Here is a 24,852-nt window from a genome sequence, read left to right as displayed (position 1 = left end):
TGAACCCGATGAAGCGTGAGAGAGGAGACCAATGGAATTGATACATGTGGACGGCGAGAATGTGGGACCCATCACCCTCTATGCACTCAGCACTTGCGGGCATTGCAGGCGGACCCGGCAGTATCTCGGAGAACTGGGCGTTGCCTATGACTATATCGAGGTCGACCTGCTGCACGGGGAGGCATTCGACGAGGCCTATGATCTCGTCAAGAAATACAACCCCCGCGGGTCGTTTCCGACCATAGTCATTGGCGAGGAGGAGACGGTGATTATCGGGGAGCGGCTCGACGAGATCAGGGCCGCAATCGGGAAATAGGATACCATGATTTCGAGATTTGATGTGGAGCGGAGGTATCTTGCTCTCAAAAAGGAAGCGGAGGAGAACGGCTACTACCTGAACCCCGACGAGGACTTTGACAAGGAACTTGTCCACGGCCTCCTGTCCAACCGGGAGCGGTATGGGTTCGAGTCATGCCCCTGCCGCTTGTGCGTCGGACCACGGGAGGTGAACCTCGATATCATCTGCCCCTGCGACTACCGCGATTCCGACCTCGCAGAGTACGGAACCTGTTACTGTGCCCTGTATGTCTCGGGCGATGTCGCAAGCGGCAAGCGCCCGGTCGAGGTAATCCCCGACAGACGCGGCCCCGCCCCGACGGAGTGTGTCGTCCACGGAGAAGGGGTCGCACCGCGGGGAGCGGCAAAACCGGCTGCAGCTGGACCGGTCGTCGGCAGCCTTCCATATCCGGTCTTCCGGTGCCGGGTATGCGGCTACCTCTGCGCCCGTGAGGAACCGCCCGAGAAGTGCCCCATCTGCGGGGCCGAGAAGGACCGGTTTGAGAAATTTATCTGAAAAAATAATGTGAAAGAAAAATACCGCATGTGGTCATTATGGGATTTTTTGAAACGATAGCAATTGACGTCGTGCTGCTCCCGCCCCCGGAGGTGGCGGCGGCGGCGCTTGCGCTTAACCAGCGACTCATCGAACAAACGGGGGACCGGTCGATTGTCCTCGACCCGTCGGGGTGTCTTCCCCATGTATCTCTTGCGATGCGGAGCATTCCGCGGCGGACCCTGCCGTCCCTGACGGCAGCCCTCGACCGGCTCGCCCTTTCATCCCTTCCTTTGGATCTTCGCATTGCAGGCGCTGTCGCCGTTACCACGGAGAGCGGCGATGTCGTCTCGGGTATCAATCTGGAAAAGAGCGAACCACTCCTCATCCTCCACCGGAGTGTCATGGCGCAGGTGAACTGCGTTCCCGCCGAAGAGTGTGCTCCCGGCGACCTCTCAATGGACGCCGGGGAGGAGATTGCACCCTTCACCTGCAATTACGTGAACGGCTATGCGGACCAGTCGGCCTACGATCGCTACTCACCCCATATTACCCTTGGGCACGGTGATGTGACGTCCCTCGAAGACGCAGCTGTTGCGCAGACTGCCCGGTTCTCGTCCCTTGCTGTCTGTCACCTTGGCAACCACTGCACATGCCGGGAGATCCTCTGGCAGCGGAGTGTATAGGTCAGCATTCCTTCTTTTTTCTGAGCGCCGTCCTGACCTCCTCCGCCGAGGTAAGGGGCGTGTGGCATCCCCCCACAGTACAGAGATGGACCACGGTTCCCTCTGTCTCTCCGGTTGTCATGTCAGCAGTATGCGGGGCGATGTGGCGGATAATGGCGTCCCTGTCGAGGAGGATTGTTGTCATGGTGGGGGTATACCCCTCCGCCAGTGCCCGGATCATATCCTGGTCGGTCGCCGTTGCCCCCGGAATGATGACCGCATCGAGAGGGGGAGCCGCAGCAAAGATGAGGGCGGAAAGAAGGTGGGTATACCCGGTCGGTGACGTCTGAAGTTCCTTCGCATACCACTCCATTGCTGTGGTCGCCGCTGATTCGTAGGCCGGGTTTGCGGTCATCCGGGCAAGGCGAAGCAGGCAGAGGGCGAGCACCGAGGTGCCGGAGGGGAACGCCCCGTCATAGGCCTGCCGCTGACGGATGAAGGCATCGGTGTCGTCCGCCGTCCGGTACAGGCTCCCGTCCTCGCCCGCGAAGTGCACAAGTGTGGTGTCTGCAAGGGTGACAGCCTGATCAAGGTAGCGCGCCTCGAAGGTCGCATCATAGAGCTCAAGAAGCCCCCAAAGCAGGAAGGCGTAGTCCTCAAGCATGCCGGGAATGGCTACCTCCCCGTCGCAGTATCGGTGGAAGAGACGGCCGTCGGTGTCGGCAAGCGTGGTTGCAATGAAGTGATAGGCCGTCGCGGCATCGTCAACCCACCCCTTCCGGTCCATCACTGCACCCGCCCGCGCAAGAGCGGCGACGGCAAGCCCGTTCCAGTCGGTGAGTATCTTTGTGTCGACGAGCGGGTGTATCCGTTTCCTGCGGGCGCTTTCGAGGCGTGCGGCGAGATACTCGACGGTCTGCTCCGCGATCAGGGTCTTCGAGGCCTGGAGCAGGTCCGGATGGGTGCGGAAGAGGATGTTCTTTCCATTATACATCTTTGTCGTCTCATCGAGATAGTTGCCTTCAGGCCGGACGTTGAATATCTGTTTTGCATGGGCAGCGTCTGTCTTGAGAACATGGTTGAACTGCATGTCGGTCCAAAGGTAGTATGTGCCCTCCCCGCCCTCGCTGTCGGCGTCCTCGGCGGCGAAGAATGCCCCCTCCTCACTGCGCAGTTCCCGCAGCATGTACGCGACGATATCCACGGAGGCCTCCTCGTACAGGGGTCGCTTCGTCGCCTGCCACGCCTCGGTGTACGCGATGAGGAGGAGGGCCTGATCGTAGAGCATCTTTTCGAAGTGCGGCACCAGCCATTCCCGGTCGGTCGAGTACCGATGGAACCCTCCCCCGATATGGTCATGGATACCGCCGAAGAAGATCGAGTCAAGGGTCTTCTCCGCCATGAAGAGGGCGTCGTCCTCGCCATACCGATACCAGTAGCGGAGCAGGAAGAGCAGTGTGTGCGGCATGGGGAATTTTGGTGCGTGTCCGAATCCCCCGAAGGTGGGATCAAAACTCTCCTTCAGGGCATGATAGGCACCGTGCACCGCCTCCTCGTCGAGGCGGCCTTTTACCCCACCCGTCATCAGCGTTTCGATGGCGTCATGCAGCCGTTCGGAGGAGTCTATCACCGTCTCTTTTCTCTCCTTCCAGGAACGGTCGATCTCAGGGAGGATGTCCATGAGACCCTTCCTTCCGAATTTGCTGTATTTAGGGACATAGCTCGTTGCAAAGAACGGTTTTTTGTCGGGGGTCATGACGACGGTCAGCGGCCAGCCGGGATTGGCAGAGAGTGCCTGAGCGTAGATCATATAGAGGGCGTCGATGTCGGGGCGTTCCTCCCGGTCGACCTTGACCGCGATAAAGTGCCGGTTCAGGAGAGCGGCGACTTCAGCATCGCTGAAGGACTCCTTCTCCATCACATGGCACCAGTGGCAGGCGGCGTAACCGATGGAGAGGAAGATGGGGAGATCTTCTGCTGTTGCCCGGGCAAACGCCTCCTCTCCCCACGGGTACCAGTCGACGGGATTGTGTGCATGCATCCTGAGGTACGGGCTCTTTTCGTCAATGAGACGGTTGGTGAATTTTTCTTCCGACATACGCCATCGAAACGTGAATAGACCTGCCGGATGATAAGAATTGCTCCGGGTGAACTCGCTGGAACGTGCCGAAAGGGGGGTACGTCACAGGGGAAGCCATCATGCTATATATATCCCAAAATAATTGTCCTGTACAGGGTCCACCTGCAAAAAAGAACCTGAGAAGGGTGAAAGGAAGTGTCGCATCTAAGTGTTGTCGTGATCATCGCCTGCATCATCGTCATCGTGTTTGGTATCGTTGTGGCGCTGAGCTGTATCTCGTTTGACCGGGCCGTGGACCGCGAGGTTGCCGACCTTGCCGCACAAGCAGAGGAGGGGGAACCGGCAGCACTTCACGCCGGGGAGCCCACAAATCTCCCGGAGCCGGTCCGGCGATATCTGGAATACGCGATCTCCGGGGAGGCGGAGTCCGTCCGGTTCGTCCGGATGACGCAGGAGGGAGCGTTCAGGACCGACCCTGACGGTGAATGGATGCCGGTCAAGGCCGAACAGTATTTCTCGGCTGAACCGCCCGGCTTTATCTGGCATGCGAATACCCGGTTCCTCTTCCTCTTTTGGATCGATGTCAGGGACCGATATGCAGGAGGAGAGGGGAATATGCTGGTGAAGGCCCTCTCCACCATTCCCATTGCCGATGCGAAGGGCCCGGAGATGGACCTGTCGAGTCTTCAACGCTATATCGGCGAGATGCCGTGGTTTCCCACGGCCTTCCTGAATGATGAATATGTCACCTGGGAAGCCATCGACGAGTTGCATGCACGGGCGATCATAACAGACGGGGCTGGTTCGGCAAAGGTTGTCTTCTCCTTTGACGAAGCGGGCCGGATCAGCAGTGTCACGACGGACGAGCGCTACCGGACCGTCGGTGATACCTACAGTCGCGACCGGTGGACCGGATATTTTTATGATTACCGCGAGCAGGACGGGTTCACCGTCCCGATGGAAATTGTGGCCGAATGGAATCTTCCCGAGGGTGATTTCTCCTATATCCGGCTCCGGGTGACGGAAATGGAGTACGACGTCTTCTCGCGGTATTAAGAGGGACGGCTCAAAATGGGGGGGTCGAACCCCCGGCGTGAAAAAAAGGATCATATTTACCTCACCAGCGGACAACTCCCTTCCCATGGGAAATCGGTCGCGGGTGCTGGGGAAAATACTTGTATTGGCGTTGGCCCTGATGGCGATACTCGTCCTCTCCTTCGTGGTGGTGATGGGGTACCAGATGGCCCGGATGGAAGCAGAATCGTACAATTCGGTCTATGGCTACGAGATGATGATTTCGACCACGGAACCTATCGAAAATGTGGTGCTTCTTCTTCCCGTCCCTGCATATTACAACGAGACGACCGGGAGAAACGAAACGGTCCTCAACCTTTCCATGGTCAGTTGTACCAATATCGACCCTGAGCAAGTGACGCTTACCATCGACGATGTCGGCGGCGTTCCGATGCTGAACATCTCTGCGGACCGCATCGAACCGCTCTACAAGAACCGGATCGAACCGATTCCTATCATGCCGGGGCAGAACGAGTCCGAACTCCCCGAACCGACGCATATCTATTCGAACCGTTCTTCGGAGGAGACGCCGCTTCTCCTCGCGATGGAGATGCATATGTACCTGTCGGGGGTCGATCATGACATCGACACACGCAGCCCGCTCGGTACCGAGCCGCTCTTCATGCCGTATACCGTTCTCGGGACCATCACTGCAGATACCGGTATCCTCACGGAGGAGGGCTATTACCTCTCTGAAGGGAGTACCGGATATTTCGTTGAGGTGCCCTTCGTCCTCTCGTATGATGCCGCAGGTGCGAACGTGCTCTCCATCTCATGTCTGTTCGAGGGGAGAAACGAGTGGTGGGTCCTCGGCTGGCAGGGAAATTCCTACCGGGAAAGGCTCTCCCTCGAACATACCGGACCTGCGGAGGGGACGTATCCTGTCCGCGGGGTCATCATCACCGGCGATGGGGTGTACTGATCATCCCATCCCGGACAGTTCCCTGATTATTATCGTCCCTTAGTCCCTTGGGTGCCGATTGCATTCGAACATTTTCCAAAAACCCATGTGAGCCCTGTCCTTTGCTGTTTCTCCGTATTTGTATCGTGCACCCCCGGCGTGTTCCCCGGATGTCATCCGGCAAAAACGGGAACGGTAAACAAATTATCCTTCCTGTCAATACCTCCATACCAATGATTCCTGCCATCATCATCGCCGGTACCCACAGCGGATGCGGCAAGACCACGATTGCCGGAGCACTGATGTCTGCTCTGGTGAACCGAGGGCTCACCGTCCAGCCGTTCAAGGTGGGGCCCGACTTCATCGACCCCACCCACCATACGGCGATATGCGGGAGAGGGTCGCGCAACCTCGACCCGTACATGATGGGCGAGGACGGCGTCATTGCAACCTTTGCCCGGGCGTCTGCCGGTGCCGATATTGCCGTGATCGAGGGTGTCATGGGGCTTTTTGACGGCCTTGAGGGGGAAGATACCGGCAGCACCGCCCATGTAGCGAAGATTCTCGGGTGTCCGGTCATCCTCGTCGTCGATGCAAAGGGGGCGTCCCGCAGTGTCAATGCGATGGTGAAGGGGTTTGCCACCTTCGACCCTGAGGTGACCCTCGGCGGCGTCATCTTCAACCGTGTCGGCAGCCCGCGCCATGGAGAGATGATTTCGGCATCGCTTGTCAAACCTGCCTTCGGGTGTGTCCCCTGGGAGCGGGAACGAAGCATCGAGAGCAGGCACCTCGGCCTCCAGATGGCACATGAATCCAGTGCGATAGAAGAATTCAGGGATATTTTGGAAGATAACTGCGATATCGACGCCATACTGGCCATTGGAGCAAGCAGGGTGTCGGGACGGCGACCGGCCGCTGAAAGCGGGTCTGTCGGGGATTCCATCAGCATCGGGGTTGCCTACGATGCGGCATTCAACTTCTATTATGCCGACAACTTCGAGCGGTTGCGAAGGCAGGGTGCCGAACTCGTCTTCTTCAGCCCTCTCACCGATCGCCTGCCCGAGGTGGATGCCCTGTACTTCGGCGGTGGATATCCCGAACTTCATACGGCCGAACTGGAACAGGCGCCCTGCAGGGATGCGGTCACGCGGGCTGCGGATGCAGGGATGCCCATCTATGCGGAATGCGGCGGGCTTACCTACCTGACGGAGAGCATCGAGATGGACGGCACCCGGACGCGGATGTGCGGGGTCATCCCGGCGGAGACGGTGAAGATGGGACGGTTTCAGGCACTCGGATATGTGGACGCAAGGTGCACGGCGCATGACTGTCTCTTTCCCGCAGGAACGACGTACAGGGGGCATGAATTCCACTATACCAGACTCAATGTCGCCCCGGACGTGCGCTATGCCCTCGAACTAGAGCGCGGCAGTGGTATTGAAGATGGAAAGGACGGCATCCACCTGAACAATGTCCTTGCAGGGTATACCCACGCCTACTTCACCGACCGCCAGGCATCGGGACTCGTGGAGACGATACGCCGCGTCCACCGGGCATGAGAGGCGGATTTGTGGCCGGGTGTCATCCGGCAGGAGATCAGACCGTTCTCCACCGAAGCGACGGTCGCATACCTGAACAGGCCTCCCGGGAACCTGCTGCCGGACGCGGGAGAGATCCTCCCTTGGTACCGTGTTCTTTTTTATCCTGCCATGCTGTCGTACCCGGAATGGCGGACGTCCATGAATGAGATCCATTTCCCACCGGCTTATGGAAATCAGCGCATGGGTTCGTACCGTCGTCATTACCCGCAGGTGCGGGTCGTTCATCCCGATCGAATGAACATCATTTTATTTGATATAAATCAACTAATGTTTAGATTATGGGGCTCAAGGGCGGACCAACACAGGACGAGATCATGGCCGTGTCTCTTTTCAAACTCGGGATTCGGGATGGGGATGTCATGGCCGATATCGGATGCGGCACGGGAAAGATTGCCATTCAGGCATCCGGAAGGTGCAGTCGCATCTATGCCATCGACCGGCGAACGGAGGCGGTCGAGTATGCCCGCAGCGAGATAGACAAAGCCGGCAGGGAGAACATCGCTCTCATCCATGGAGATGCGGCAGAAGTGCTGGATGATATCGATGCACTGGACTGCGCCTTCGTCGGTGGCTCGGGGAACATAGAGGCTGTCCTTTCGCAACTGGCTGAAAAGGTGCGGGGAAGAATCGTGGTGAATGCTGTTCTTCTGGACACCGTTGGTCGGGCGGTCGGAACGATGAAGGAGCTCGGCATCTTTGCAGAAGCACTCCATGTGCAGGTGTCACGCTCCCATGAATTGGCGGGGGATATGATGTTTACCCCGATTCATCCGGTCTTCGTCATCGTAGGCGAGGTGAAACGGTAGATGCTCGTCGCGGTTGGCATCGGCCCCGGAGATCCCGAACTTTTGACCGTAAAGGCAGTAAATCTGATCAAGGCTGCGGACCGGGTATTCGTGCCGGGAAAAGTAGCCCGTGACATCATCGCACCGTACCGGACGGACCCGGTCGTTCTCTCCTTTCCTATGACGGCGGACGAGGACTACATTAAACGGTGCATCGAAGAGAATGCCCGCACCATCGCCCCTGTTGCCCGGGACGGCCTTGCGGTCTTCTGCATTCTCGGCGACCCGAATTTTTATGGCACATTTGGAAGGCTCTGTGCAGTTCTGGATGAGGTATATCCGGAGATCGAGTATCACTCCATACCCGGGGTCAGCTCGATTACCGCCTTTGCCTCCGCCACCGGGACCGCCCTTTCGGGGGGCATTGTGATCACCGACGGGTCAGAACTGACCGCACAGATCCGAATGAAGGTGAGACGGCCACAGGAGGTTGCGGATGAACTGAGGAAATCAGGGTATTCGACGTTCCTCCTCGCCGAGAGAATGTACATGGACGGCCAGAGGATCTACGGCACCGACGACCTCCCGGAAGAGAGCGCCTACTTCAGTATCCTCTACGCAGGGAAGTGAAGGAAATGCCAACAGTATACATCGTCGGGGCCGGATGCGGGGATCCGGGCCTCATCACGGTAAAAGGAAAGGAGCTCCTCGACAGGGCCGACGTCCTCGTCTACGCCGGGTCTCTCGTGAACCCGGAGCTGGTCGCGGCCTGCCCCGCGGCGGAAAAATACGATTCGTGGGGCATGCACCTCGCCGAGATGACGGAGATCATGATTGCGGCGGCACGGGACGGGAAGGCCGTCGTGCGCCTGCACTCGGGAGATCCGGCCCTGTACGGGGCGATTATCGAGCAGGGGGATATCCTGCGAAAAGCGGGAGTCAAGGTCGTCCGGGTGCCGGGTGTCTCGTCCTTTTTTGGGGCGGCCGCCTCCCTGGGCATCCAGTACACGCTGAAAGGGGTGTCGGAATCGGTCATCATCACCCGCCCGGCGGGAAGGACCCTGGACCGGGACCGGATTGCAGAATTTTCCGGGCTCGGGCAGACCATGGTGATCTTTCTCGGCACGGAACACATGGAAGAGATCTTTGAAAAGGTGCAGTGCCCCCCCGAGACCCCGGCGGCGGTCGTCTATCATGCGACGTGGCAGGACGAGATGGTGGTGCGAGGGACGGTGGCAGACATCGCGGGGAAGGCACGGGCCGCGGGCATCACGAAGACCGCACTCATCATCATCGGTGACGTGGTGAACCCTGAGGGGCCGGACTACACCCATTCACACCTCTACGAATGAAGGGTACCATCATCATCACCCTGGAACCGACGGCAGCACGGGCGAAGGAACTGGCAGATGAAATGGGCGCCGACGTTGTCCTCTACTCGAAGGAGGCGTTTGCCGGGGCGTACGAGAGCTACCGGACGATCATCGCGGTCATGTCGGCGGGCATCGCCGTTCGGTCGGCGGCGCCCCACCTGCGCGACAAGTGGACCGATCCCTGCCTCGTGGTCGTAAGTCCCGACTTCCGGTATGCCATCCCCCTCCTTGGGGGCCACCACGGGGGCAACGAGGCGGCACGACGCCTCGAAGAGCTGGGGATCCACCCGGTGATCACGACGGCAACCGAGACCCGGGGGCTGCCGTCGGTGGAAGGTGTCGCCGAAGAGCGCGGTCTTGCGGTGATCAACAAGGACTCGACGCGGGCGGTCAACGCGGCCATCCTCGAAGGCGAAGTCGCCGTCCACCTGATCGAGCCCCCGGCGATTGCCATCGCCCCGGCGGGGGTTGCCGTCCTCCTAAAGAAGGGCGACTATATCGTCGGCGTCGGGTGCCGGAGGGGGACGGAGAAGCAAGAAATCATTGATGCGTTCACGGCAGCCTTCGCCGCCACGGGGATCGCAGGAGAGGATGTTTGCGCATACGCGACGGCCAACGTCAAGAAGGATGAAGCGGGCCTCATCGCAGCGGTCGGCGAGCTTGGCGGCACCCTGATCTTCGTGGATGATGCATTCATCCGGGCAGAAACACCGCCTTCCCCATCCCGCGCCAGCGACAAACTGGGGCTGCCGGGGGTGGCGGAGCCTGCTGCGCTTGCCCTCTCGAAGAGAAAGGAGGTCATTATGAAGAAACAGACATACGGAGGAGTGACGGTTGCCGTCATCAGATAACAGAGGAAAACTCTTCATCGTGGGCATCGGCCCCGGGAGTAATGACCAGTGTACGGGCCGGGCGAAGGACGCCATCCGCCAATCGGAGATCATCATTGGGAATGACTTTTATCTCCGCCTGATCGGGGACCTGAAGGAGGATAAGGAGGTCATAACAAGTTCGATGGGCAAGGAGGTGGAACGGGCACGAAGGTGCGTTGCGCTTGCGAGGGAGAAGACCGTCTGCATGGTGAGCGGCGGCGATCCGGGGGTCTACGGGATGGCAGGCATCGTCCTCGAAGTGCTCGAGCATGACGGGGCCACCATCGACTGGGAGGTGGTGCCGGGGGTCACGGCCGCAACCGCTGCAGCCTCCATTGTCGGCTCGCCCCTCTCCGGGGACTATGTCACGCTCTCGCTCTCGGACCTCCTTACGCCGTGGGAGGTGATTGAACACCGGATGGACTGTGCATTCCGGATGGGAGTGCCGGTCGCGGTCTACAATCCGAAGAGCAGGGGGCGGCCGGACAACCTCGCCCAGGCCCTCGCGGTGGCGCTCCGCTACCGGGATGGTGAGGTGCCGGTGACAGTGATCAAAAACGCCTTCCGGGACGATCAGGAGGCCCGGTTCTTCACCCTGGAGTCGCTCTTTGCGGATGACAGCTACGTCGATATGCGCTCCATCGTGATCATCGGTGGAGAGGAGTCCCGGATAGGGACCGCCGGGGACCGCAAGATGATGATTACGCCGAGGGGTTATGACCGAAAATACGTATATTGATCCGGGCGCGGACACCAAGGAGGGCTACAGCATATCCATGACGAGCCGGACGCTTGCCCGACAGGTGGTCGGTGACGACACGCCCGAGGACCGGATCCGCCAGCGATGTGCCATTTCGGTCGGGGATTTTGTCATGGCCGACCTGATGGCATTCAAAAACGGGCCGATCGCGGCGGGGCTTGCCGCCCTTGCCGCAGGAGCGCCCGTCATCACGGATATCAGGATGGTCCAGACCGGGGTCCGGAAAACGGAGCACCATTCCGAAGTGCTCTGTGCACTCGATTACGGTGCGGAGATCTCACGCGAACATGGGATTACCCGGGCCTCGGCTGGGTTTGAGGCACTGCGGGAGACGGTAGAAGGCGCGATCATCGTCATCGGCAATGCGCCGTCGGCGCTTCTTGCGGTATGCAGGATGGTGGATGACGGCGTCCGCCCGGCTCTCGTCATCGGCACCCCCGTCGGGTTCGTCAATGCGAAGGAGTCAAAGGAGCTCCTGCGCACGAAGGACGTTTCGTCCATCTCCAATGTGGGGACACGCGGCGGGACGCCGCCCGCGGTCGCCGCCATGAACGAGATCATCACCATGTACATCGAGACCCAACAGTAGATCATGAGCATACGCGATCCCGTCACCGGGTACGAATATCCCGACGCGTGGGTGAGGGCATGCACGGATGCGGATGCCCGGCAGCAGGTCACAGCCGGTCTTGCCGTTCTCACCTCGGACGGCACCGTCCTTCGGAGGGGGTTTACCACCGGGACGACCGCAGCTGCCGCCTGCATGGCGGCGGTGCACTCCCTGCGGGGGCCGGTGTCGTCGGTGTTCCTCACGCTCCCCTGCGGTCTCCGGTGCGAGGTCGAGGCTGTGGGGGGGACGGGTGCGGGTCGGCACGCAAGTATGCCGGCGACTATACGGATGATATCACGGCGAATCTCCTCTTCTGTGCGGAGGCGACGGAGACGGCATCCGGCATCGAGGTGCATCCGGGCGAAGGCATCGGTCGGTTCGTGCGAAGGACGGCGCGGTATGATATCGGCGACGCCGCGATCAGCCCCCCGTCATGGGCGACGATCAGGGGGGCGGTGGAGGAGGCGGCACGCGACCTGCACCTGCCGGGGGTGACGGTCGCCCTCACCATCCCGGACGGCGCCGCCATCGGAGAACAGACGCTCAACCCGAAGGTAGGGGTCGAGGGAGGGATCTCCGTTCTCGGGTCGACCGGGCTCGTCGAGCCTTGGGACGACCACCTGTCGGAGGACGTTTTCGAGCGCATCCGAGGAGCGGACCTGCCGGTGCTGACCACCGGGCGGGTGGGCCTTCGCTATGCACGGATGCTCTTTCCTGCCCATGAGGTGGTGCTGGTGGGCAAATTCATGGAACGGGGCATCGAGGCGGCGGGAGGGGCTGCTATCCTCTGCGGCCTTCCTGCGCTTATTTTGAAGTATATCAATCCCGGAATCCTCGATGGCACCGGGTACGCAACGGTGGAGGAGTTAACCATGTCAGAGAAATGGCCCCATATTCTGGAACAGAGTCTTGCCGACTATACACGGCGAATGCCTGCCATGCGGGTGGTCATCATCGACCGCGAGGGACATGTGCAGGGGGACTCACGATGAAGGTCGTCGGTGTCGGCTGCGGGCCGGGCATGCTGACCGAGAGGGCGATCGCCGTCATCCGCGATGCGGCGCTGATCTATGGCTCGCAGAGCGCCATAGAACGGGCGGCACCGCACATCGGCAGCGGATGTGTCGTCCGCATCATCACGGACTATGCGGCACTCTGGGAACTGCCGGAGCATGCGGTCCTCCTCTCGACGGGCGATCCCATGCTCGCGGGGCTCGGGTATCTGGGGGGAGATGTCATCTCCGGCATCTCCTCCTACCAGTACGTCTGTGGGAAACTGCAGATCCCCATGACGAAGACGGTGATCGTCAACGCGCATGCGACCGACCATGAAAAGGCCCTCGCGGAGATCAAGGATGAACTCCGCCGGGGGAAGACTGCGTTTGTCATCGCAGACCCCGGCTTTGAGGTTCCCGCCCTTGCACAGCGACTACAGGAGGGTGATATCACATGCCGGATTGCCGTCGGTGAACGCCTGGGGTATCCGGACGAGAGAATTGCCATTGGTGATACGGATGCGCCGCCCGTTCCCGTTTCCGGCCTCTTCGTGCTCATGGTCGGAAATTTTTAGCACCTGTTTTTACATCATTCGAAGAATCGACCTCGATACAAGAGCAGGTCGGACCAATCCCGGAATGCAATTTGAAAAAAGAATGGTATGATGTTGGGTTGTGTGGTACTGTGAGTGGGAATGCGAACAATGCAAATGACGCATTATTGTCTGATGTGCAGATAATCATCGAAGTGGACGACTTCAACACAATCCCCACTTTCTGCATTGAATTCTTCAACACGGTCGACAACTCTGGTCATCATTCCTCCGTTTGTGAGAATGAGGCTGTTGTGTCCTGAAATTGCTTTCAGAAGGCATTTGTCAATGACCCCGTGGGTGTAGGTGAGGGATATCCCCCACCTGGCGGCCATGTTCTTTGCAACAGTGCCCATCCCCCCGACAATCGCTACCGTTTCATCATTTATGGTTTGTTTCACCCGTTCAGTATCAGGACCGCCGGCATCTGCTAGGACAATGAATCCTCTGGGAGTACTGCCGCGGGGTCGCCGATGGTCCGTGTCAAGCATTGCCACGACATCGAGGACCGAATGGGGCATGTTCGTCGACGGCACCATCTCCAGCTCGCAGAGCGCCTCATAGAGCTCGATGAGAAGGGGTTGTGACAATTGAGCCTCCGCCAGCAATCCCTTGTCGGAAAATGCTTCCTCCGGCCTGCTCGCGATCAGTATCCTCCCATCGTGCATGATGATGATCCGGTCGGCCCAGGTATAGGCGAGTTCGACATCATGGGTTGAAATGATGATGCTCTTGCCCGCTTGATGGAGCTCATCCAGCAGATCCATGATGCTGCGGGCGCTTTCCGGGTCAAGGGCACTCGTGGGTTCATCGAATACGAGCATATCGGGATCCATTGCAAGCACGCCTGCCATGGCCACTTTCTTCTTCTCCCCCCCGGAGAGCTGGTGGGGCGGACGTCTCCCGAATGCTGAAAGGCCTACATACGATAGGGCGGTATCGACGGCACGTTTCATTTCCTCCGGTGTATAGTCCAGATTTGCCGGCCCGAATGCCACGTCCTGAAATACGGTGGGAGCGATGATCTGGTGGTCCGGGTTCTGGAATACAAACCCGACTTTCCTTCTCAGGGTCTTCAGGTCTTTGCGCGTGTAGGAAACCGGTTCTCCCTGAAACCGGACGGTCCCGGAATCGGGTCTGAGCATTCCGTTGAGCATACGCAGGAGCGTCGACTTTCCCGCTCCGTTTGGTCCGACGAGAGCGATTTTTTCGCCCTGCATCAGTCGCAGGGAGACCTTGTCCAGCGCTGCCGGTCCGTTTGGATACCGGTAGGTAATATCTGTCAGTTCGAGGATACAGGTCATGTGATCAAACCACCAAGAAATTGCATATTGCCGGAGAGGATCAAAAGGGCGAGAAGGGATGCAAGATACAGTATCGACAGATACAGGGCAGGGCCAAAAAAGACGCCCTGTTCCCCGAGCATCGCGTATGTTCCATTATAGCACCTGCAATCCATTGCTTCAATGATTCGTTCCCCCGCTTCCCACGAATGAATGAACAGGGTACCGGCCATGCACCCGAATGTTGCAACGGAACCCTTCCGTTTCATGTACCCCAGGCGCATGGCCTGGGCAAGATAGATCATTTCGGCCTGCTCGATGAGGATAAAAATACAACGGTACACGTGCATGGCAAGTTCAATGAAGAACCCCGGCACATGGCATTTTTTCGCAAGGGAGAAGATCTCCGTCGCCGGTGTTGTAAGGGATATGAACAACAGGGAGCACATCCCTCCAAAAATTCGTGATAATACGAGCATCCCTTCATTTACACTTCCCGTGGTAACCGTCAGGGTCAGCCATCCGGCCGGGGACCAGCAATAGATCACCCCTCCGCTGTTTCTGATGAAGAAGATGACAAACACACTAAGAAGGGCAAATCCAAGAGGTATCATCAGCAGTCTCAGATAAAACCGGCAATCGATCCGCCCCGGGCCAATCGTGACGAGACCGATGGTAACGGCGATGATACACGGGGTGAGAAAACTTTCTGAGGAGACGGAGATGAGGATGCATCCCAGCCCCACAATCAGCTTTACAGCAGGGTGTACACCCTTAAGCCCGCTTGTCTGAGCGATATTTTCAAACAACTCGTAATTCATCGAATCTCAAAAAAAAGTTTAATTTGAAGTTTTCTCTATCCGTCTCTCTGTTGCCCAGGAGCCGAATATCCATCCGATCAACAGGCCGCCAATTACTGCCTGCAGGGCAAAGAGGCACGATTCGATCTCGCCCGAGGGAGGGGTGAAGGTATAATCCGAATTGTCAATCCATGGCTCATACCCGAGTTCTTCAACCATCTCGGAACCCACACCGTCTGTTCCTCCCCAGCCTTCTTCGCCGGAAGCCTGAACAATCGTATCCGTATAGAGAAATGCCCCGGTAAAGAGGATGATTGCAATCAGGGTGATGATTTCAAAAAGATACTTCATTCTTCCATGCCTCCTTTGCTGTTTTCCATTTTTCTTCGGTGAGCACATTCAATTTTACCAGAAGTTCGGGTTTCAGAATAACAATGTACTTGAAGATGACCACGAAGACCAGACCCTCGATGATCGCAAGGGGTACCTGTGTTAGGGCAAATACGCCAAGGAACGCTGCAAATGACGGGAGGAGCCCTCCGGAAGTTGCAGGGAATGCAAGGGCCAGTTCAAGTGCGGTCACGCAGTAGGTGACCAGATCGCAGAGGAATGCCGCGATGAAGACACAGATAAAGAAGTTCACATTCAGCTTGTCGAGGCCCTTGTAGACATAGTAGCCAACGAATGGCCCGACGATAGCCATGGAGAACATGTTAGCACCGAGGGTTGTCAGACCGCCATGGGCCAGGAACAATGACTGGAACAGAAGAACGATACATCCCAGGACGGCGGTGATCCACGGCCCGAAGGTGATTGCCGACAGTGCCGTTCCGGTCGGGTGCGAACAACTGCCGGTTACCGAGGGGAGTTTCAGTGCGGAGAGAACAAAGATAAATCCGCCCGCAACACCAAGGAGAGGGAGCACTTCACGGTTTTCATTCATGATTTTCTTCAATTTGAATAATCCATAGATCAGGCACGGAAGTGCCAGAATCCACCATATCTGCCACCAAGGACTGGGCAGAAAACCTTCCATAATATGCATATGCAATCAAAACCAACACAGTTGTTCTAACTCAAATATATTTGAGTAAAATGAATTGATATTAAAACTATTTAATTTTAGTTATTTGGTCGGTAGGCAAATGGGCTGAATATATTATCAAAATTGGAAACGCAGGATAATCTGCCCGATTAAAAAGTTGAACCCTCCGGGGAATGCACCTGCGCAAGGTGGCGTACCGATGCAAGAGATCTCCGAGGGGTTTCATCACCTGCGAGGGTGGTTCAGGAGTATCGATTCCCATTTTTTGCCATAGTGACCCTTTGAACATTGCCTTCTGCCTATACCACCCATATTTTTGCAATGGGTGGTTTCCTACGAAAACAGCGCGTCAAATGTCATCAAAGATTTATAAAATGCGCTAAATTCAGCGTTTATTGTTAATTTTCCTGCCTATATGTTACTGTTTTATAGAATGGTGGGTATAGAGCTTTCTTAAATATGGATGAGGATCAGGGGTCGTCCAACCGCATCCTGCGGACTCTCAGGCTCCGGCCGCGGGGGATGACCATCACCGAGATTGCGAAACATACGGGGCTGACCCGCAACTCCGTCTCGAAGCACCTCGAGGTGCTGCGGGTGGGAGGACAGGTCGATATGCGCACCGTCGGCAATGCAAAGGTCTATTCGCTCGCCCAGAGGGTTCCGATGTCTGCGTTTCTCTGTTTTACCAGCAACCTCATCGTCGTTCTCGACCGTTGTGGCAATATCCTCCAGATCAACGATCGTTTTCTCAGCATCGCCGGGCGGAAAAAGGAAGAGATTCTTGGCGAGAACGTCAGGGAGGTTGCCCTCCCTGTCGTATCGACGCCGGAGACGCTCGCCCTCATCGAGGGGGTGGAGCGGGAACAGTATATCACCGATGTGAGGTACCGCCCCGACGGGGAGGAGTTCTTCTACCAGATGCAGGTGGTCCCAACCGTCTTCGACCACGGGGAGCGGGGAAGGACGATTGTTCTGGAGGACATCACCGAGAAGAAACGATATGTGCGAAACATGGAGTTTCTCGCAAAATCTGCGATGGATTTCGTCGACCTCCCGGATGATACGGACGTGTACCAGCGTATTGGCGAACTCATCATCGAGTTCATACCGGAGGGGAAGGTGTTTGTCCAGTCTTATGATGAAGCGAAGAATACCTTCTTCGTCCGTTCTGTGATGGATGAGCTATTCCGTCAAGAGCTGATTTCTCTCCTGGGGCGAGACCCTGTGGGGATGCCCTTTCCACTCGACGAGGTGTTCCTCTCCCCCTTCCTTGAAAATCCTGGTGAGATTGAGTATGGCGTACGTGAGATTCCACTGGAGGCACGGCCGGCGAAAGGTGTATTTTCGTTTTATGACCTCGCCTTCGGACAGATTCCGGAGGACGTCTGCGAACAGGTTGTCACGACGTGCAATATCGGCAAGGCCTACATGACCTTCCTCGTCTGGAAGGGTCAGCTTCTCGGGGATGTCGGAGTATTCCTTGCGGCGGACGAGGAGATCGAGGATGTTCATGCGCTCGAATCCTTTATCCGGCAGGCATCGATTGCAATCTCCAAACGGATGACGGAGGAACGGCTGCGCCGAAGCAATCAGCGGTTCCGGCAGGTGGTGGAACTCTTCCCCTTCCCGGCTGCCATCATCAATGCGGAGGGGCGCTATACCTTCATAAACCGCAAATTCATCGAGGTGTTTGGGTATACCCTCGACGACATCCCGACCGGCAAAGAATGGTTTGCCCGTGCGTTTCCCGATGCAGCTGTCCGCAGGGACGTGATCGCCACCTGGAAGAAGGATGTCGATAAAGCGGGGGAAAATCAGGTTCGTCCCCGGATGTACGAGGTGACCTGCAAAAATGGGGAGAGGAAAACGGTGATCTTCCGGCCTATTCTCTTCTGTGACCAGAGTCACTACGTCACCTACGAAGATGTCACCGAACTGCGGCGGGCGCAATCAATACTCCTGGATGACATCGAAGATCTCAAGGCCGTCGGCGAAGAGCTGAGAATAATGGATATGGCGCTTGCCTCCCTCCCATGCGCCGTTGCGGTGGCCGATGCAAACAGGCATCTGCGATACGTAAACGCGGCGTTTCTTGCGATGTGGGGATATGAATCCCTTGACGATGTGGCAGGCATGGACGCATCGGAGCTCTGGACGGCAGATGGAGGGATGGATTGGGCACTGGATCCATGGTCGGGTGTCGTCACCGGGCTCCGGCGGGACCGTTCGTCATTTTCCGTGCAGGGGACGTTCGCACTTCTCAGGGATGATGACGGTGAACGGCTCGGGCTGGTTGGCTGGTTTGGCGACATACCGGGCATCTCATAGGCAGTACAGCGGCGGCGGTCCATGCGAACGTGGATAATAAAACTATGCTCAGCAGAGCCGACTCGCTCTTCTGCTTCGTAAACTGCTATTTAAGAAGACCACGTGAGTGATGCATATAAGGAGGGAGAAAAGATGCCGGAAGTTGTTCAAATGCAAAGACCCCGGACCGAGGTACCACAAAAACCCGGAACGGATGTTAGGCCTTACGTGCAGCGCGTGAAGGAAGGGGCCATCTACGGTGGATTTGCGGCGATGAATTCCCTGGGCGCAGTAGGGGAGTCCGCCGTGCCGCCGCTGATGGAACTTCTCACCGGTGCGGATCGCAATGTCCGCTGGCGCTCTGCCATGGCACTCGCCCGCGTGGGAGCACCATCAGTCGACCCGCTCATTGAGGTTGCGGCGGCTCGCGAGGAATCGATCAAAAATCCCGCTATCTGGGCGCTTGCCGAGATAGGCGACGAACGGGCGGTCGGGCCGCTGATCGTAATCATGCGGGAGGAGCCGTCGGACTGCTGCCGTGCCATGACGGCGGCGGCACTCATCAAACTCGGGGCTCCCGTCGGTGTTGCCGCGGCCTATGATGAGTGCGACCGCTCCGGGGAGGAATTCCGCGGCCTCGTGCGGGAAGCCTACTGGGGAACCTGATTGTCACACTACCTATTTTTTAGTAACACTTCATTTGAAATCGTCGCAGACTGTGGGTAGATCCCGTTTGTAATGGTATGAATAGATTTATATGTCAATTGGGCATCGTCTGATGCGTCTTCGTTTATCGGGGCAATAAGCATATCCTTAATAATCGCTTGATTCTAAATTAGGTATGGTTATATTGGGGGGATTGGAGAATGTCATGTGATATGCAAATAGATGTGGTAGGGGCCATTTCCCTCTTGTACGTCGATGATGAACCAACCCTTCTTGATATTACGAAAATATTTCTAGAACGCACCGGGAAATTTACCGTGGATACCGCAGTCTCTGCCGAAGATGGCATTCGGATGATTCTGGAGGGAGAATATGATGCGGTCGTGTCCGATTACCAGATGCCGGGGATGAACGGAATTGAATTTTTACAGGCCCTGCGTGCCGCCGGAAACACTATTCCCTTTTTCATCTTCACCGGAAGGGGTCGCGAGGAAGTTGTTATCGAGGCAATGAATGCCGGTGTGGACTATTATGTCCAGAAAGGAGGAAACCCTCATGTCCAGTATAGTGAACTCCGGAATGTCATCTGCCGGGCGGTTGAGAAGAGGCGAACGGAGATGCGCCTCCTTGAACATGAACGGTGGATGGCGGACGTCATCAATTTTCTTCCCGATGCCACCTTTGCCATCGATACCCGGGGGAGGGTGATCGCGTGGAACCGGGCGATGGAGGAGATGAGTGGGATTTCCGCATCTCAGATACTCGGAAGGGGAAACTACGAATATGCCCTTCCTTTTTACGGTCACCGGCGTCCGATTCTCATCGATTTGGTTCTCCACAAAGACCTCTGTAAAGAGGTTGTCTATCCTGTGCTGAACTGCGAAGATAAACGCAAGATATTTGGCGAGGTATTCCTGCCGCATCTTCGCGGCAAGGATGGTGCACACCTATGGTTCACCGCATCCCCCCTCTACGATGCAGAGGGTGGGATCACCGGAGCAATTGAATCCATACGGGATATACGCGAGTATAAGCGGGCCGAAGGGCTTTATAAGACGGTTTTCGAGAACACCGGGACCGCGATGATGGTACTGGAGGAAGATGTCTCGATATCGTATGTCAATGAAAAGATGAAGAAGCTCTTCAGCGATATCAGCGATGATGCGGACGTTCTTGAGAAATGGCTGAGCTTCTTCGTGGAAGAAGACCGTGAGAAGATGCTGGAATATCACCGCCTGCGGCGGGAGGATTCCGACTCGGCACCGGGCAGCTATGAGTGTCGGCTCATCCGCAAGGATGGTGAAATCCGGACGCTCTCCCTCACTCTTGCAATGATTCCGGGCACCCGGAAGAGCATTGTCTCGGTTATCGATATCACCCCGCAGAGGGAAGCCGAACGAAAGCTCCGGTTTACCAGGTTTTCAACAGACAATGCTCCCGATGCCATCGTATGGGCAGATCCGAAGGGAAGAATCTTTTCTGCGAACAGGAGTGCGTGCGAGACGTTCGGCTATCCGGAGGAAGAACTTCTGACGATGTCAATATCCGATTTTGCACCGGATATGCCTCCCGGACGGTTTACCGAGTTCTGGGATATTGCAAGGGAGAAGGGATCGTTTACCTTTGAGGCACGGGTGACAAAAAAGGACGGTCAGGATGTCTTGATCGAACTTTCCATCGTATTCCTGGATTTCGATGGTCAGGAGTATGAATGCGGTTTTGCAAGAGATATCTCCAGACGGAAAAAATTTGAGGAAACGCTTCTTGAAAGTGAAACCAAATACCGCGAGATCTTCAATGCCACCGATGAAATCATTTTTCTCTCCGGATTTATTCCGGAGAGGGGACCCGGCAGCATCATCGATGCGAACGATGCCTTCTGCGATTTGGTTGAATATACCCGGGAAGAACTGATCGGCATGTCAATAAGTGACATCGAGCCACCTCTCTCCGATGAGATGATGGCGAATATTTTCGACCAGTTCAGGACGAAAGGAAGAGCAACCTTCGAAACAGAAGCGGTACGCCGGGACGGCACGAGGGTTCCTGTTGAGAACAATATCACCACATTCATGCTCAACGACCAGCAGGTGATCCTGACGGTCGGACGAAACATCAGCGAACGCAGAGCATCCGAAAAGGCGCTTCGGGTGATGAACAAGAAACTCAATCTCCTTTCCTCCATCACGAGGCACGATATCAGAAACCGCCTCAGTGTCCTCATGGGCTATGAGGAGCTGCTTCGGGAAGAGATTGGAAGTGGAAAGGCCGTGGAATATCTCCGGCAGGTTATGGAAGCGACGGAGATGATCCAGGACCAGATCACCTTCACCGGAGAATATCAGGAGCTCGGCGTGAAAACCCCTGGATGGCAGCCGGTCGAATTGGTCGCGAAGACGGTCCTCTCGAGATTGCCGGACAACAACCTGCAGATAACGATCGATGCCGGTCGGCTGGAAATTTTTGCCGACCCCATGCTCTCAAAGGTATTTTACAATATTTTTGAGAACACAATCCGGTATGGCGGGCATGTGACCGGGATCACCCTCTCCTTCTCCGAACGGGACGACATGGGTGTTCTGGTCATCGAGGATGATGGCGTGGGCATATCCGATGACAAAAAAGAGAAGATCTTCGAACGCGGGTATGGTGCGAACACCGGGTTCGGGCTTTTCCTGACACGTGAAATACTTGACATCACCGGGATTTCCATCTCCGAGACAGGAACGGAGGGGAAGGGTGCCCGCTTCGAGATCCCGATTCCCAAGGGTGGGTACCGGTTCAGGTAATGATTCCTCCGGTTGGTGTGCGGGACCTGTGAAGGTTCGGCGGAAATGGATAACTTGGTAAATGTAGATGGCAGAGAGCGAGGATCCGGGAATATGCCGCTATCCGGCAGGTTTCTTCTTTGTTGAAAAGGAAAATCCCAGATGCCTGGTGAAAAAATAATACCAGAATACCACCATCCAGATGGTAAACAGTATCCAGCCCGTATGAATGTGGACCTGTTCGATCACCCCTCCCGGACCGTAGATATACCCACTCAGTGAAATGATGGCAATCCTTCCAATATTGGATGCATATGTCCCGATATAGCCTATGAGAATCAGAAGGCACCCCTTTTTTGATATGGCCTCCGGAAACGTTGACAGGACGATTATGGATGCAACGGTGAATGTCCCGAGTGACCAGATACCGGTACAGTCCGATACGACTGCCAGCCGTACCGGTTCGCCTGAAATGGACAGGAATGATATGATGTTGCCATGAACTTCGGCATCGATCCCCATGACACGGATGATGCCCGTTGTAAGCGTGATTGTCGGAGGGATGAGGGGGGCAATGAGGTAGTCCTCGTGGCGAATAAAGAGTTCGTAGAATTCGAATCCAAGAACCGCCAGTATGGGAAACAGCAACGGAACTATCAGTGTCCGGAATGCCAGAAGTCCAAATACGAAAACACTGATTCCTGATATCAGCAGAGAGAATTCGGCGATTGAGTAGGGGGGGTTGCCGAGGCCAAGGGGAATGTTGAGAAAACTGAATGCGACTATCCCGATTCCCGCAAAAATGACAAGTATCTGTCCCTTTTTCCCCAGAATCATCTGTTCCTTTTTTGAAAAATAGATCATGGAGATACAGGTCAGCACCCAGATACTGATGGCATCAATCTTGGAGTAGGTAAGGGACGTAAACAGAAAAAACAGGGCAAGCGCAGCTATCGTGAGAGTCACCCAGATCTTCGCAGCCTTTTGCGGAGTGATGGCACAGACCAGTTTATCCTCCATTGGTTTCCCCGGGAATTATTACGGTGTAATGGTGAACTAACACATCTGAGAGAATTTATATTTGTCGCACACAATTATCATCTCGTCCCGCCTCTTCCGTCTGGATATTCAATTGTCTCCCCCCTGAATGGGATGCCGGCCGCCGTACCCCCTTGTTCTTGTCTCTGATCAGTCTCCCGCATTCAATCCTGAAAGCCCCACTCACTTAAATCGTCGTCAGTCATGTATGCCGTCTGAGGAGAATGAACCGTTATTGCAGGAGTATTCCCTTTCCAACGCCGGCAAATCCGGATGAAGATTTCATTTCGTGACAATTGTCAATACGACGCACTACTCCCGGATGAGAAATTACCTGCGCCCGAATCTCCCCACCCCGGCGGACATTCACTCCTTTTTGGCTCTTGTGACAATGTCCCGGATGATGGATATATCCAGATAGCCCGTCACAAAAAGAATTCCGGCATAGAGGAGCGAAGATGCGAGAATGCCCGTGAACAGAGAGAATCTTCCGATGAAAAGCATGAGAAAGACGGCGACACATGAAACGATAAGGTGCGAAAATTTGTGGAAGAGTACGCGGAGGGGTTCGTTGTCCTGTGATACGTACATTGTGGCGATACAATAGATCATGAGAATGATGATAAATGCGAGGTATGCTCCCATAAATCCAAACGCTTCAATCATTCCGTGGCTGAAAATCGGGAACACCAGCAGACTGACGATGGTGATGAGAACGAAGGGTTTCGTCGATTTTTCGTAAAATGAAACGTTCACATAGGCAATAAACTGCTGAATATAGATGAAGACGTACCCGACTGCGATGAGGAGGATGTAATCACCTGCAGGAGCATAATCGGCAGAGAAGAGGAGAATGATCAATTCTTTTGCATAGAATATGAGAATCAGCACGCAGAACATGGACATGGCAAAAAGGAGCCTCCCAATATCCCCGAGGCCCCCCCGGCGGTTCAGCAGAAGGGATTTATCCGTAGTACCTGTTGATTCAGGAACCGAGATCAGGTACAGGGCCGATGAAAAGAACGTGATGACTGCTGCCAGCGTGAGGGAGACATCAAAGAATGCCTGATATTCAATTCCCAGGTCATGGCTGATGACGATTTTATTCAGATTTTGGCATAATGTGATCCATATCCCGATGATATATACGGAAAATCCAAACACCATAATTTTCCTTGAAGGGATCTGTATAGTCTGGATGGACCCGAAAATTGTCTTCGCCTTCCAGATGAATGCTGCAAGAAGTACAATCAGCGGCGGGATGGCGAAGATTACGAATAAGATATCAAAATCGTATATTCCAAAGACAGCAACGGCAAAAAATATCAGTATCAGCCGGAGAAGACCCGGCGCCGCGGAGATTGCAGCGGCAAATGAATGGTTTTTCTTCCCTCGCAAGAGTCCCATGATATCAACACTCAGGGTGATGGAAAGCAGCACGATGAGCAGGGTGGAAAAGAAAAACGGCCACATGTCCGCCGGTATGTTGAGAAAAGTGCAAATCTGAACCGGAAAGGCAAAGAGAACCAGTCCGACGGCTGCGGTGGCAAGCGTTCCGTACACAAGGGAAAACCCGAAGTATCGTCGTCCTTCACTCGCATGACCGAGAATATCAAACAAACAACAATTTGTCACCAGCTGGAAGATGGCCGGCAGGGAAATAACCAGGAGAATGATGACTCCATATTCGAAGGGCGTGAGTGCACGGGCGAGAATAATTTTTGTTATGATTCCGCAAAACCGCATGAGGACGAGTGACCCGACGTAAAATAGCGTGTAAAATGAAAGGTTTCGTTCCATT

General features: G+C 55.9%; 24 protein-coding genes. 17 read left to right on the top strand and 7 right to left on the bottom strand.

The genetic code is table 11. The features are described 5' to 3' along the window. The first annotated feature begins 31 nt into the window (after positions 1-31). Genes AZH53_RS04395 through AZH53_RS04385 form a run of 3 tightly spaced genes read left to right on the top strand, consistent with a single transcriptional unit; the run spans position 32 to position 1,518 of the window. Complete coding sequence (locus AZH53_RS04395; RefSeq protein WP_319642320.1) at positions 32-316, top strand: glutaredoxin family protein; 285 nt, start codon at positions 32-34, stop codon at positions 314-316. Between the two features lie 6 nt (positions 317-322). Next, complete coding sequence (locus AZH53_RS04390) at positions 323-853, top strand: ferredoxin-thioredoxin reductase catalytic domain-containing protein (protein WP_319642319.1); 531 nt, start codon at positions 323-325, stop codon at positions 851-853. Positions 854-891: 38 nt separating this feature from the next. Then, positions 892-1,518 (top strand): 2'-5' RNA ligase family protein, encoded by a 627-nt coding sequence (locus tag AZH53_RS04385; protein WP_319642318.1) that lies wholly within the window; start codon positions 892-894, stop codon positions 1,516-1,518. 1 nt (position 1,519) lies between these two features. Here AZH53_RS04385 and AZH53_RS04380 read toward each other — a convergent pair whose 3' ends face one another. After that, a complete protein-coding gene (locus tag AZH53_RS04380) occupies positions 1,520-3,595 on the bottom strand; it encodes a thioredoxin domain-containing protein (protein WP_319642317.1) in 2,076 nt (691 codons plus the stop codon). 177 nt (positions 3,596-3,772) lie between these two features. Here AZH53_RS04380 and AZH53_RS04375 point away from each other — a divergent pair, with 177 nt between their 5' ends. The 11 genes from AZH53_RS04375 (at position 3,773) to AZH53_RS04325 (ending at position 13,123) form a co-directional block, all read left to right on the top strand. Further along, positions 3,773-4,633 (top strand): DUF6544 family protein, encoded by an 861-nt coding sequence (locus tag AZH53_RS04375; protein WP_319642316.1) that lies wholly within the window; start codon positions 3,773-3,775, stop codon positions 4,631-4,633. A 139-nt stretch (positions 4,634-4,772) separates the two neighbouring features. Next, the gene (locus tag AZH53_RS04370; RefSeq protein WP_319642315.1) at positions 4,773-5,573 is read left to right on the top strand and encodes a hypothetical protein; all 801 of its coding nucleotides are present in this window, start codon (positions 4,773-4,775) and stop codon (positions 5,571-5,573) included. A gap of 212 nt (positions 5,574-5,785) precedes the next feature. Further along, a complete protein-coding gene (locus AZH53_RS04365) occupies positions 5,786-7,111 on the top strand; it encodes a cobyrinate a,c-diamide synthase (protein WP_319642314.1) in 1,326 nt (441 codons plus the stop codon). Positions 7,112-7,431: 320 nt separating this feature from the next. Further along, entirely contained in the window at positions 7,432-7,959 is a 528-nt protein-coding gene (gene cbiT, locus AZH53_RS04360; protein ID WP_319642313.1) for a precorrin-6Y C5,15-methyltransferase (decarboxylating) subunit CbiT, read from the top strand. After that, entirely contained in the window at positions 7,960-8,568 is a 609-nt protein-coding gene (locus tag AZH53_RS04355; protein ID WP_319642312.1) for a cobalt-factor II C(20)-methyltransferase, read from the top strand. Positions 8,569-8,573: 5 nt separating this feature from the next. Further along, positions 8,574-9,290 carry a cobalt-precorrin-4/precorrin-4 C(11)-methyltransferase gene (locus AZH53_RS04350; protein ID WP_319642311.1) on the top strand — a complete coding sequence of 239 codons (717 nt, stop codon included), beginning with the start codon at positions 8,574-8,576 and terminating at the stop codon, positions 9,288-9,290. Then, a complete protein-coding gene (gene cbiG / locus AZH53_RS04345) occupies positions 9,287-10,162 on the top strand; it encodes a cobalt-precorrin 5A hydrolase (RefSeq protein WP_319642310.1) in 876 nt (291 codons plus the stop codon). The genes AZH53_RS04350 and cbiG overlap by 4 nt, the downstream gene beginning before the upstream one ends. Further along, entirely contained in the window at positions 10,146-10,922 is a 777-nt protein-coding gene (gene cobJ / locus AZH53_RS04340; protein WP_319642309.1) for a precorrin-3B C(17)-methyltransferase, read from the top strand. The genes cbiG and cobJ overlap by 17 nt, the downstream gene beginning before the upstream one ends. Then, positions 10,900-11,532: a precorrin-8X methylmutase gene (locus AZH53_RS04335; RefSeq protein ID WP_319642308.1), complete on the top strand. Its 633-nt coding sequence runs from the start codon at positions 10,900-10,902 to the stop codon at positions 11,530-11,532. The genes cobJ and AZH53_RS04335 overlap by 23 nt, the downstream gene beginning before the upstream one ends. A 59-nt stretch (positions 11,533-11,591) precedes the next feature. Then, positions 11,592-12,545: a cobalt-precorrin-5B (C(1))-methyltransferase gene (locus AZH53_RS04330; RefSeq protein WP_319642307.1), complete on the top strand. Its 954-nt coding sequence runs from the start codon at positions 11,592-11,594 to the stop codon at positions 12,543-12,545. Beyond that, on the top strand, positions 12,542-13,123 hold the full coding sequence (locus tag AZH53_RS04325; RefSeq protein WP_319642306.1) for a cobalt-precorrin-7 (C(5))-methyltransferase: 582 nt from the start codon (positions 12,542-12,544) through the stop codon (positions 13,121-13,123). Before AZH53_RS04330 ends, AZH53_RS04325 begins: the two co-directional genes overlap by 4 nt. A gap of 143 nt (positions 13,124-13,266) precedes the next feature. On the opposite strand, the gene AZH53_RS04320 is transcribed toward AZH53_RS04325, so the two are convergent. From AZH53_RS04320 to AZH53_RS04305, 4 genes are read right to left on the bottom strand one after another with little or no spacing between them, the layout of a single operon-like run. After that, positions 13,267-14,445, bottom strand: a complete 1,179-nt coding sequence (locus AZH53_RS04320; protein WP_319642305.1) for an energy-coupling factor ABC transporter ATP-binding protein — start codon at positions 14,443-14,445, stop codon at positions 13,267-13,269. Further along, positions 14,442-15,245 carry a cobalt ECF transporter T component CbiQ gene (gene cbiQ, locus AZH53_RS04315; protein ID WP_319642304.1) on the bottom strand — a complete coding sequence of 268 codons (804 nt, stop codon included), beginning with the start codon at positions 15,243-15,245 and terminating at the stop codon, positions 14,442-14,444. The genes AZH53_RS04320 and cbiQ overlap by 4 nt, the downstream gene beginning before the upstream one ends. Positions 15,246-15,263: 18 nt before the next feature. Further along, positions 15,264-15,575, bottom strand: coding sequence for an energy-coupling factor ABC transporter substrate-binding protein (locus AZH53_RS04310; protein WP_319642303.1), 312 nt, complete (start codon positions 15,573-15,575; stop codon positions 15,264-15,266). Next, positions 15,559-16,260, bottom strand: coding sequence for an energy-coupling factor ABC transporter permease (locus AZH53_RS04305; RefSeq protein WP_406600371.1), 702 nt, complete (start codon positions 16,258-16,260; stop codon positions 15,559-15,561). Before AZH53_RS04305 ends, AZH53_RS04310 begins: the two co-directional genes overlap by 17 nt. A 468-nt stretch (positions 16,261-16,728) precedes the next feature. Here AZH53_RS04305 and AZH53_RS04300 point away from each other — a divergent pair, with 468 nt between their 5' ends. From AZH53_RS04300 to AZH53_RS04290, 3 genes are all read left to right on the top strand, one after another. Then, the gene (locus tag AZH53_RS04300) at positions 16,729-18,600 is read left to right on the top strand and encodes a PAS domain S-box protein (protein WP_319642302.1); all 1,872 of its coding nucleotides are present in this window, start codon (positions 16,729-16,731) and stop codon (positions 18,598-18,600) included. Positions 18,601-18,807: 207 nt separating this feature from the next. Next, the gene (locus AZH53_RS04295; protein ID WP_319642301.1) at positions 18,808-19,245 is read left to right on the top strand and encodes a HEAT repeat domain-containing protein; all 438 of its coding nucleotides are present in this window, start codon (positions 18,808-18,810) and stop codon (positions 19,243-19,245) included. Between the two features lie 200 nt (positions 19,246-19,445). Further along, a complete protein-coding gene (locus tag AZH53_RS04290) occupies positions 19,446-22,034 on the top strand; it encodes a PAS domain S-box protein (RefSeq protein WP_319642300.1) in 2,589 nt (862 codons plus the stop codon). A 99-nt stretch (positions 22,035-22,133) separates the two neighbouring features. Here the strand turns inward: AZH53_RS04290 and AZH53_RS04285 are convergent, their stop codons facing one another. Together AZH53_RS04285 and AZH53_RS04280 are read right to left on the bottom strand one after the other, a co-directional pair. Next, on the bottom strand, positions 22,134-23,033 hold the full coding sequence (locus AZH53_RS04285) for an exosortase/archaeosortase family protein (RefSeq protein ID WP_319642299.1): 900 nt from the start codon (positions 23,031-23,033) through the stop codon (positions 22,134-22,136). 384 nt (positions 23,034-23,417) lie between these two features. Beyond that, on the bottom strand, positions 23,418-24,851 hold the full coding sequence (locus AZH53_RS04280) for a lipopolysaccharide biosynthesis protein (RefSeq protein ID WP_319642298.1): 1,434 nt from the start codon (positions 24,849-24,851) through the stop codon (positions 23,418-23,420). Between the last annotated feature and the right edge of the window lies 1 nt (position 24,852).

The organism is Methanovulcanius yangii (genome assembly GCF_018687785.1).
Lineage (GTDB): Archaea > Halobacteriota > Methanomicrobia > Methanomicrobiales > Methanomicrobiaceae > Methanovulcanius > Methanovulcanius yangii.
Note: the sequence above shows the minus strand (reverse complement) of the source record. Positions and strands in the feature narration are given on the sequence as shown.

Bases quoted from the DNA above. Each gene is read 5' to 3' on its own strand.
- AZH53_RS04280 (WP_319642298.1), bottom strand. From the start codon at position 24,851: ATGGAACGAAACCTTTCATTTTACACGCTATTTTACGTCGGGTCACTC.
- AZH53_RS04350 (WP_319642311.1), top strand. From the start codon at position 8,574: ATGCCAACAGTATACATCGTCGGGGCCGGATGCGGGGATCCGGGCCTC.
- AZH53_RS04370 (WP_319642315.1), top strand. From the start codon at position 4,773: ATGGCGATACTCGTCCTCTCCTTCGTGGTGGTGATGGGGTACCAGATG.
- AZH53_RS04380 (WP_319642317.1), bottom strand. From the start codon at position 3,595: ATGTCGGAAGAAAAATTCACCAACCGTCTCATTGACGAAAAGAGCCCG.
- AZH53_RS04385 (WP_319642318.1), top strand. From the start codon at position 892: ATGGGATTTTTTGAAACGATAGCAATTGACGTCGTGCTGCTCCCGCCC.
- AZH53_RS04395 (WP_319642320.1), top strand. From the start codon at position 32: ATGGAATTGATACATGTGGACGGCGAGAATGTGGGACCCATCACCCTC.
- AZH53_RS04325 (WP_319642306.1), top strand. From the start codon at position 12,542: ATGAAGGTCGTCGGTGTCGGCTGCGGGCCGGGCATGCTGACCGAGAGG.
- AZH53_RS04365 (WP_319642314.1), top strand. From the start codon at position 5,786: ATGATTCCTGCCATCATCATCGCCGGTACCCACAGCGGATGCGGCAAG.
- cbiQ (WP_319642304.1), bottom strand. From the start codon at position 15,245: ATGAATTACGAGTTGTTTGAAAATATCGCTCAGACAAGCGGGCTTAAG.
- AZH53_RS04390 (WP_319642319.1), top strand. From the start codon at position 323: ATGATTTCGAGATTTGATGTGGAGCGGAGGTATCTTGCTCTCAAAAAG.
- AZH53_RS04285 (WP_319642299.1), bottom strand. From the start codon at position 23,033: ATGGAGGATAAACTGGTCTGTGCCATCACTCCGCAAAAGGCTGCGAAG.
- AZH53_RS04310 (WP_319642303.1), bottom strand. From the start codon at position 15,575: ATGAAGTATCTTTTTGAAATCATCACCCTGATTGCAATCATCCTCTTT.
- AZH53_RS04305 (WP_406600371.1), bottom strand. From the start codon at position 16,260: ATGGAAGGTTTTCTGCCCAGTCCTTGGTGGCAGATATGGTGGATTCTG.
- AZH53_RS04290 (WP_319642300.1), top strand. From the start codon at position 19,446: ATGTCATGTGATATGCAAATAGATGTGGTAGGGGCCATTTCCCTCTTG.
- AZH53_RS04320 (WP_319642305.1), bottom strand. From the start codon at position 14,445: ATGACCTGTATCCTCGAACTGACAGATATTACCTACCGGTATCCAAAC.
- AZH53_RS04355 (WP_319642312.1), top strand. From the start codon at position 7,960: ATGCTCGTCGCGGTTGGCATCGGCCCCGGAGATCCCGAACTTTTGACC.
- cbiG (WP_319642310.1), top strand. From the start codon at position 9,287: ATGAAGGGTACCATCATCATCACCCTGGAACCGACGGCAGCACGGGCG.
- AZH53_RS04300 (WP_319642302.1), top strand. From the start codon at position 16,729: ATGGATGAGGATCAGGGGTCGTCCAACCGCATCCTGCGGACTCTCAGG.
- cbiT (WP_319642313.1), top strand. From the start codon at position 7,432: ATGGGGCTCAAGGGCGGACCAACACAGGACGAGATCATGGCCGTGTCT.
- AZH53_RS04335 (WP_319642308.1), top strand. From the start codon at position 10,900: ATGACCGAAAATACGTATATTGATCCGGGCGCGGACACCAAGGAGGGC.
- AZH53_RS04330 (WP_319642307.1), top strand. From the start codon at position 11,592: ATGCACGGATGCGGATGCCCGGCAGCAGGTCACAGCCGGTCTTGCCGT.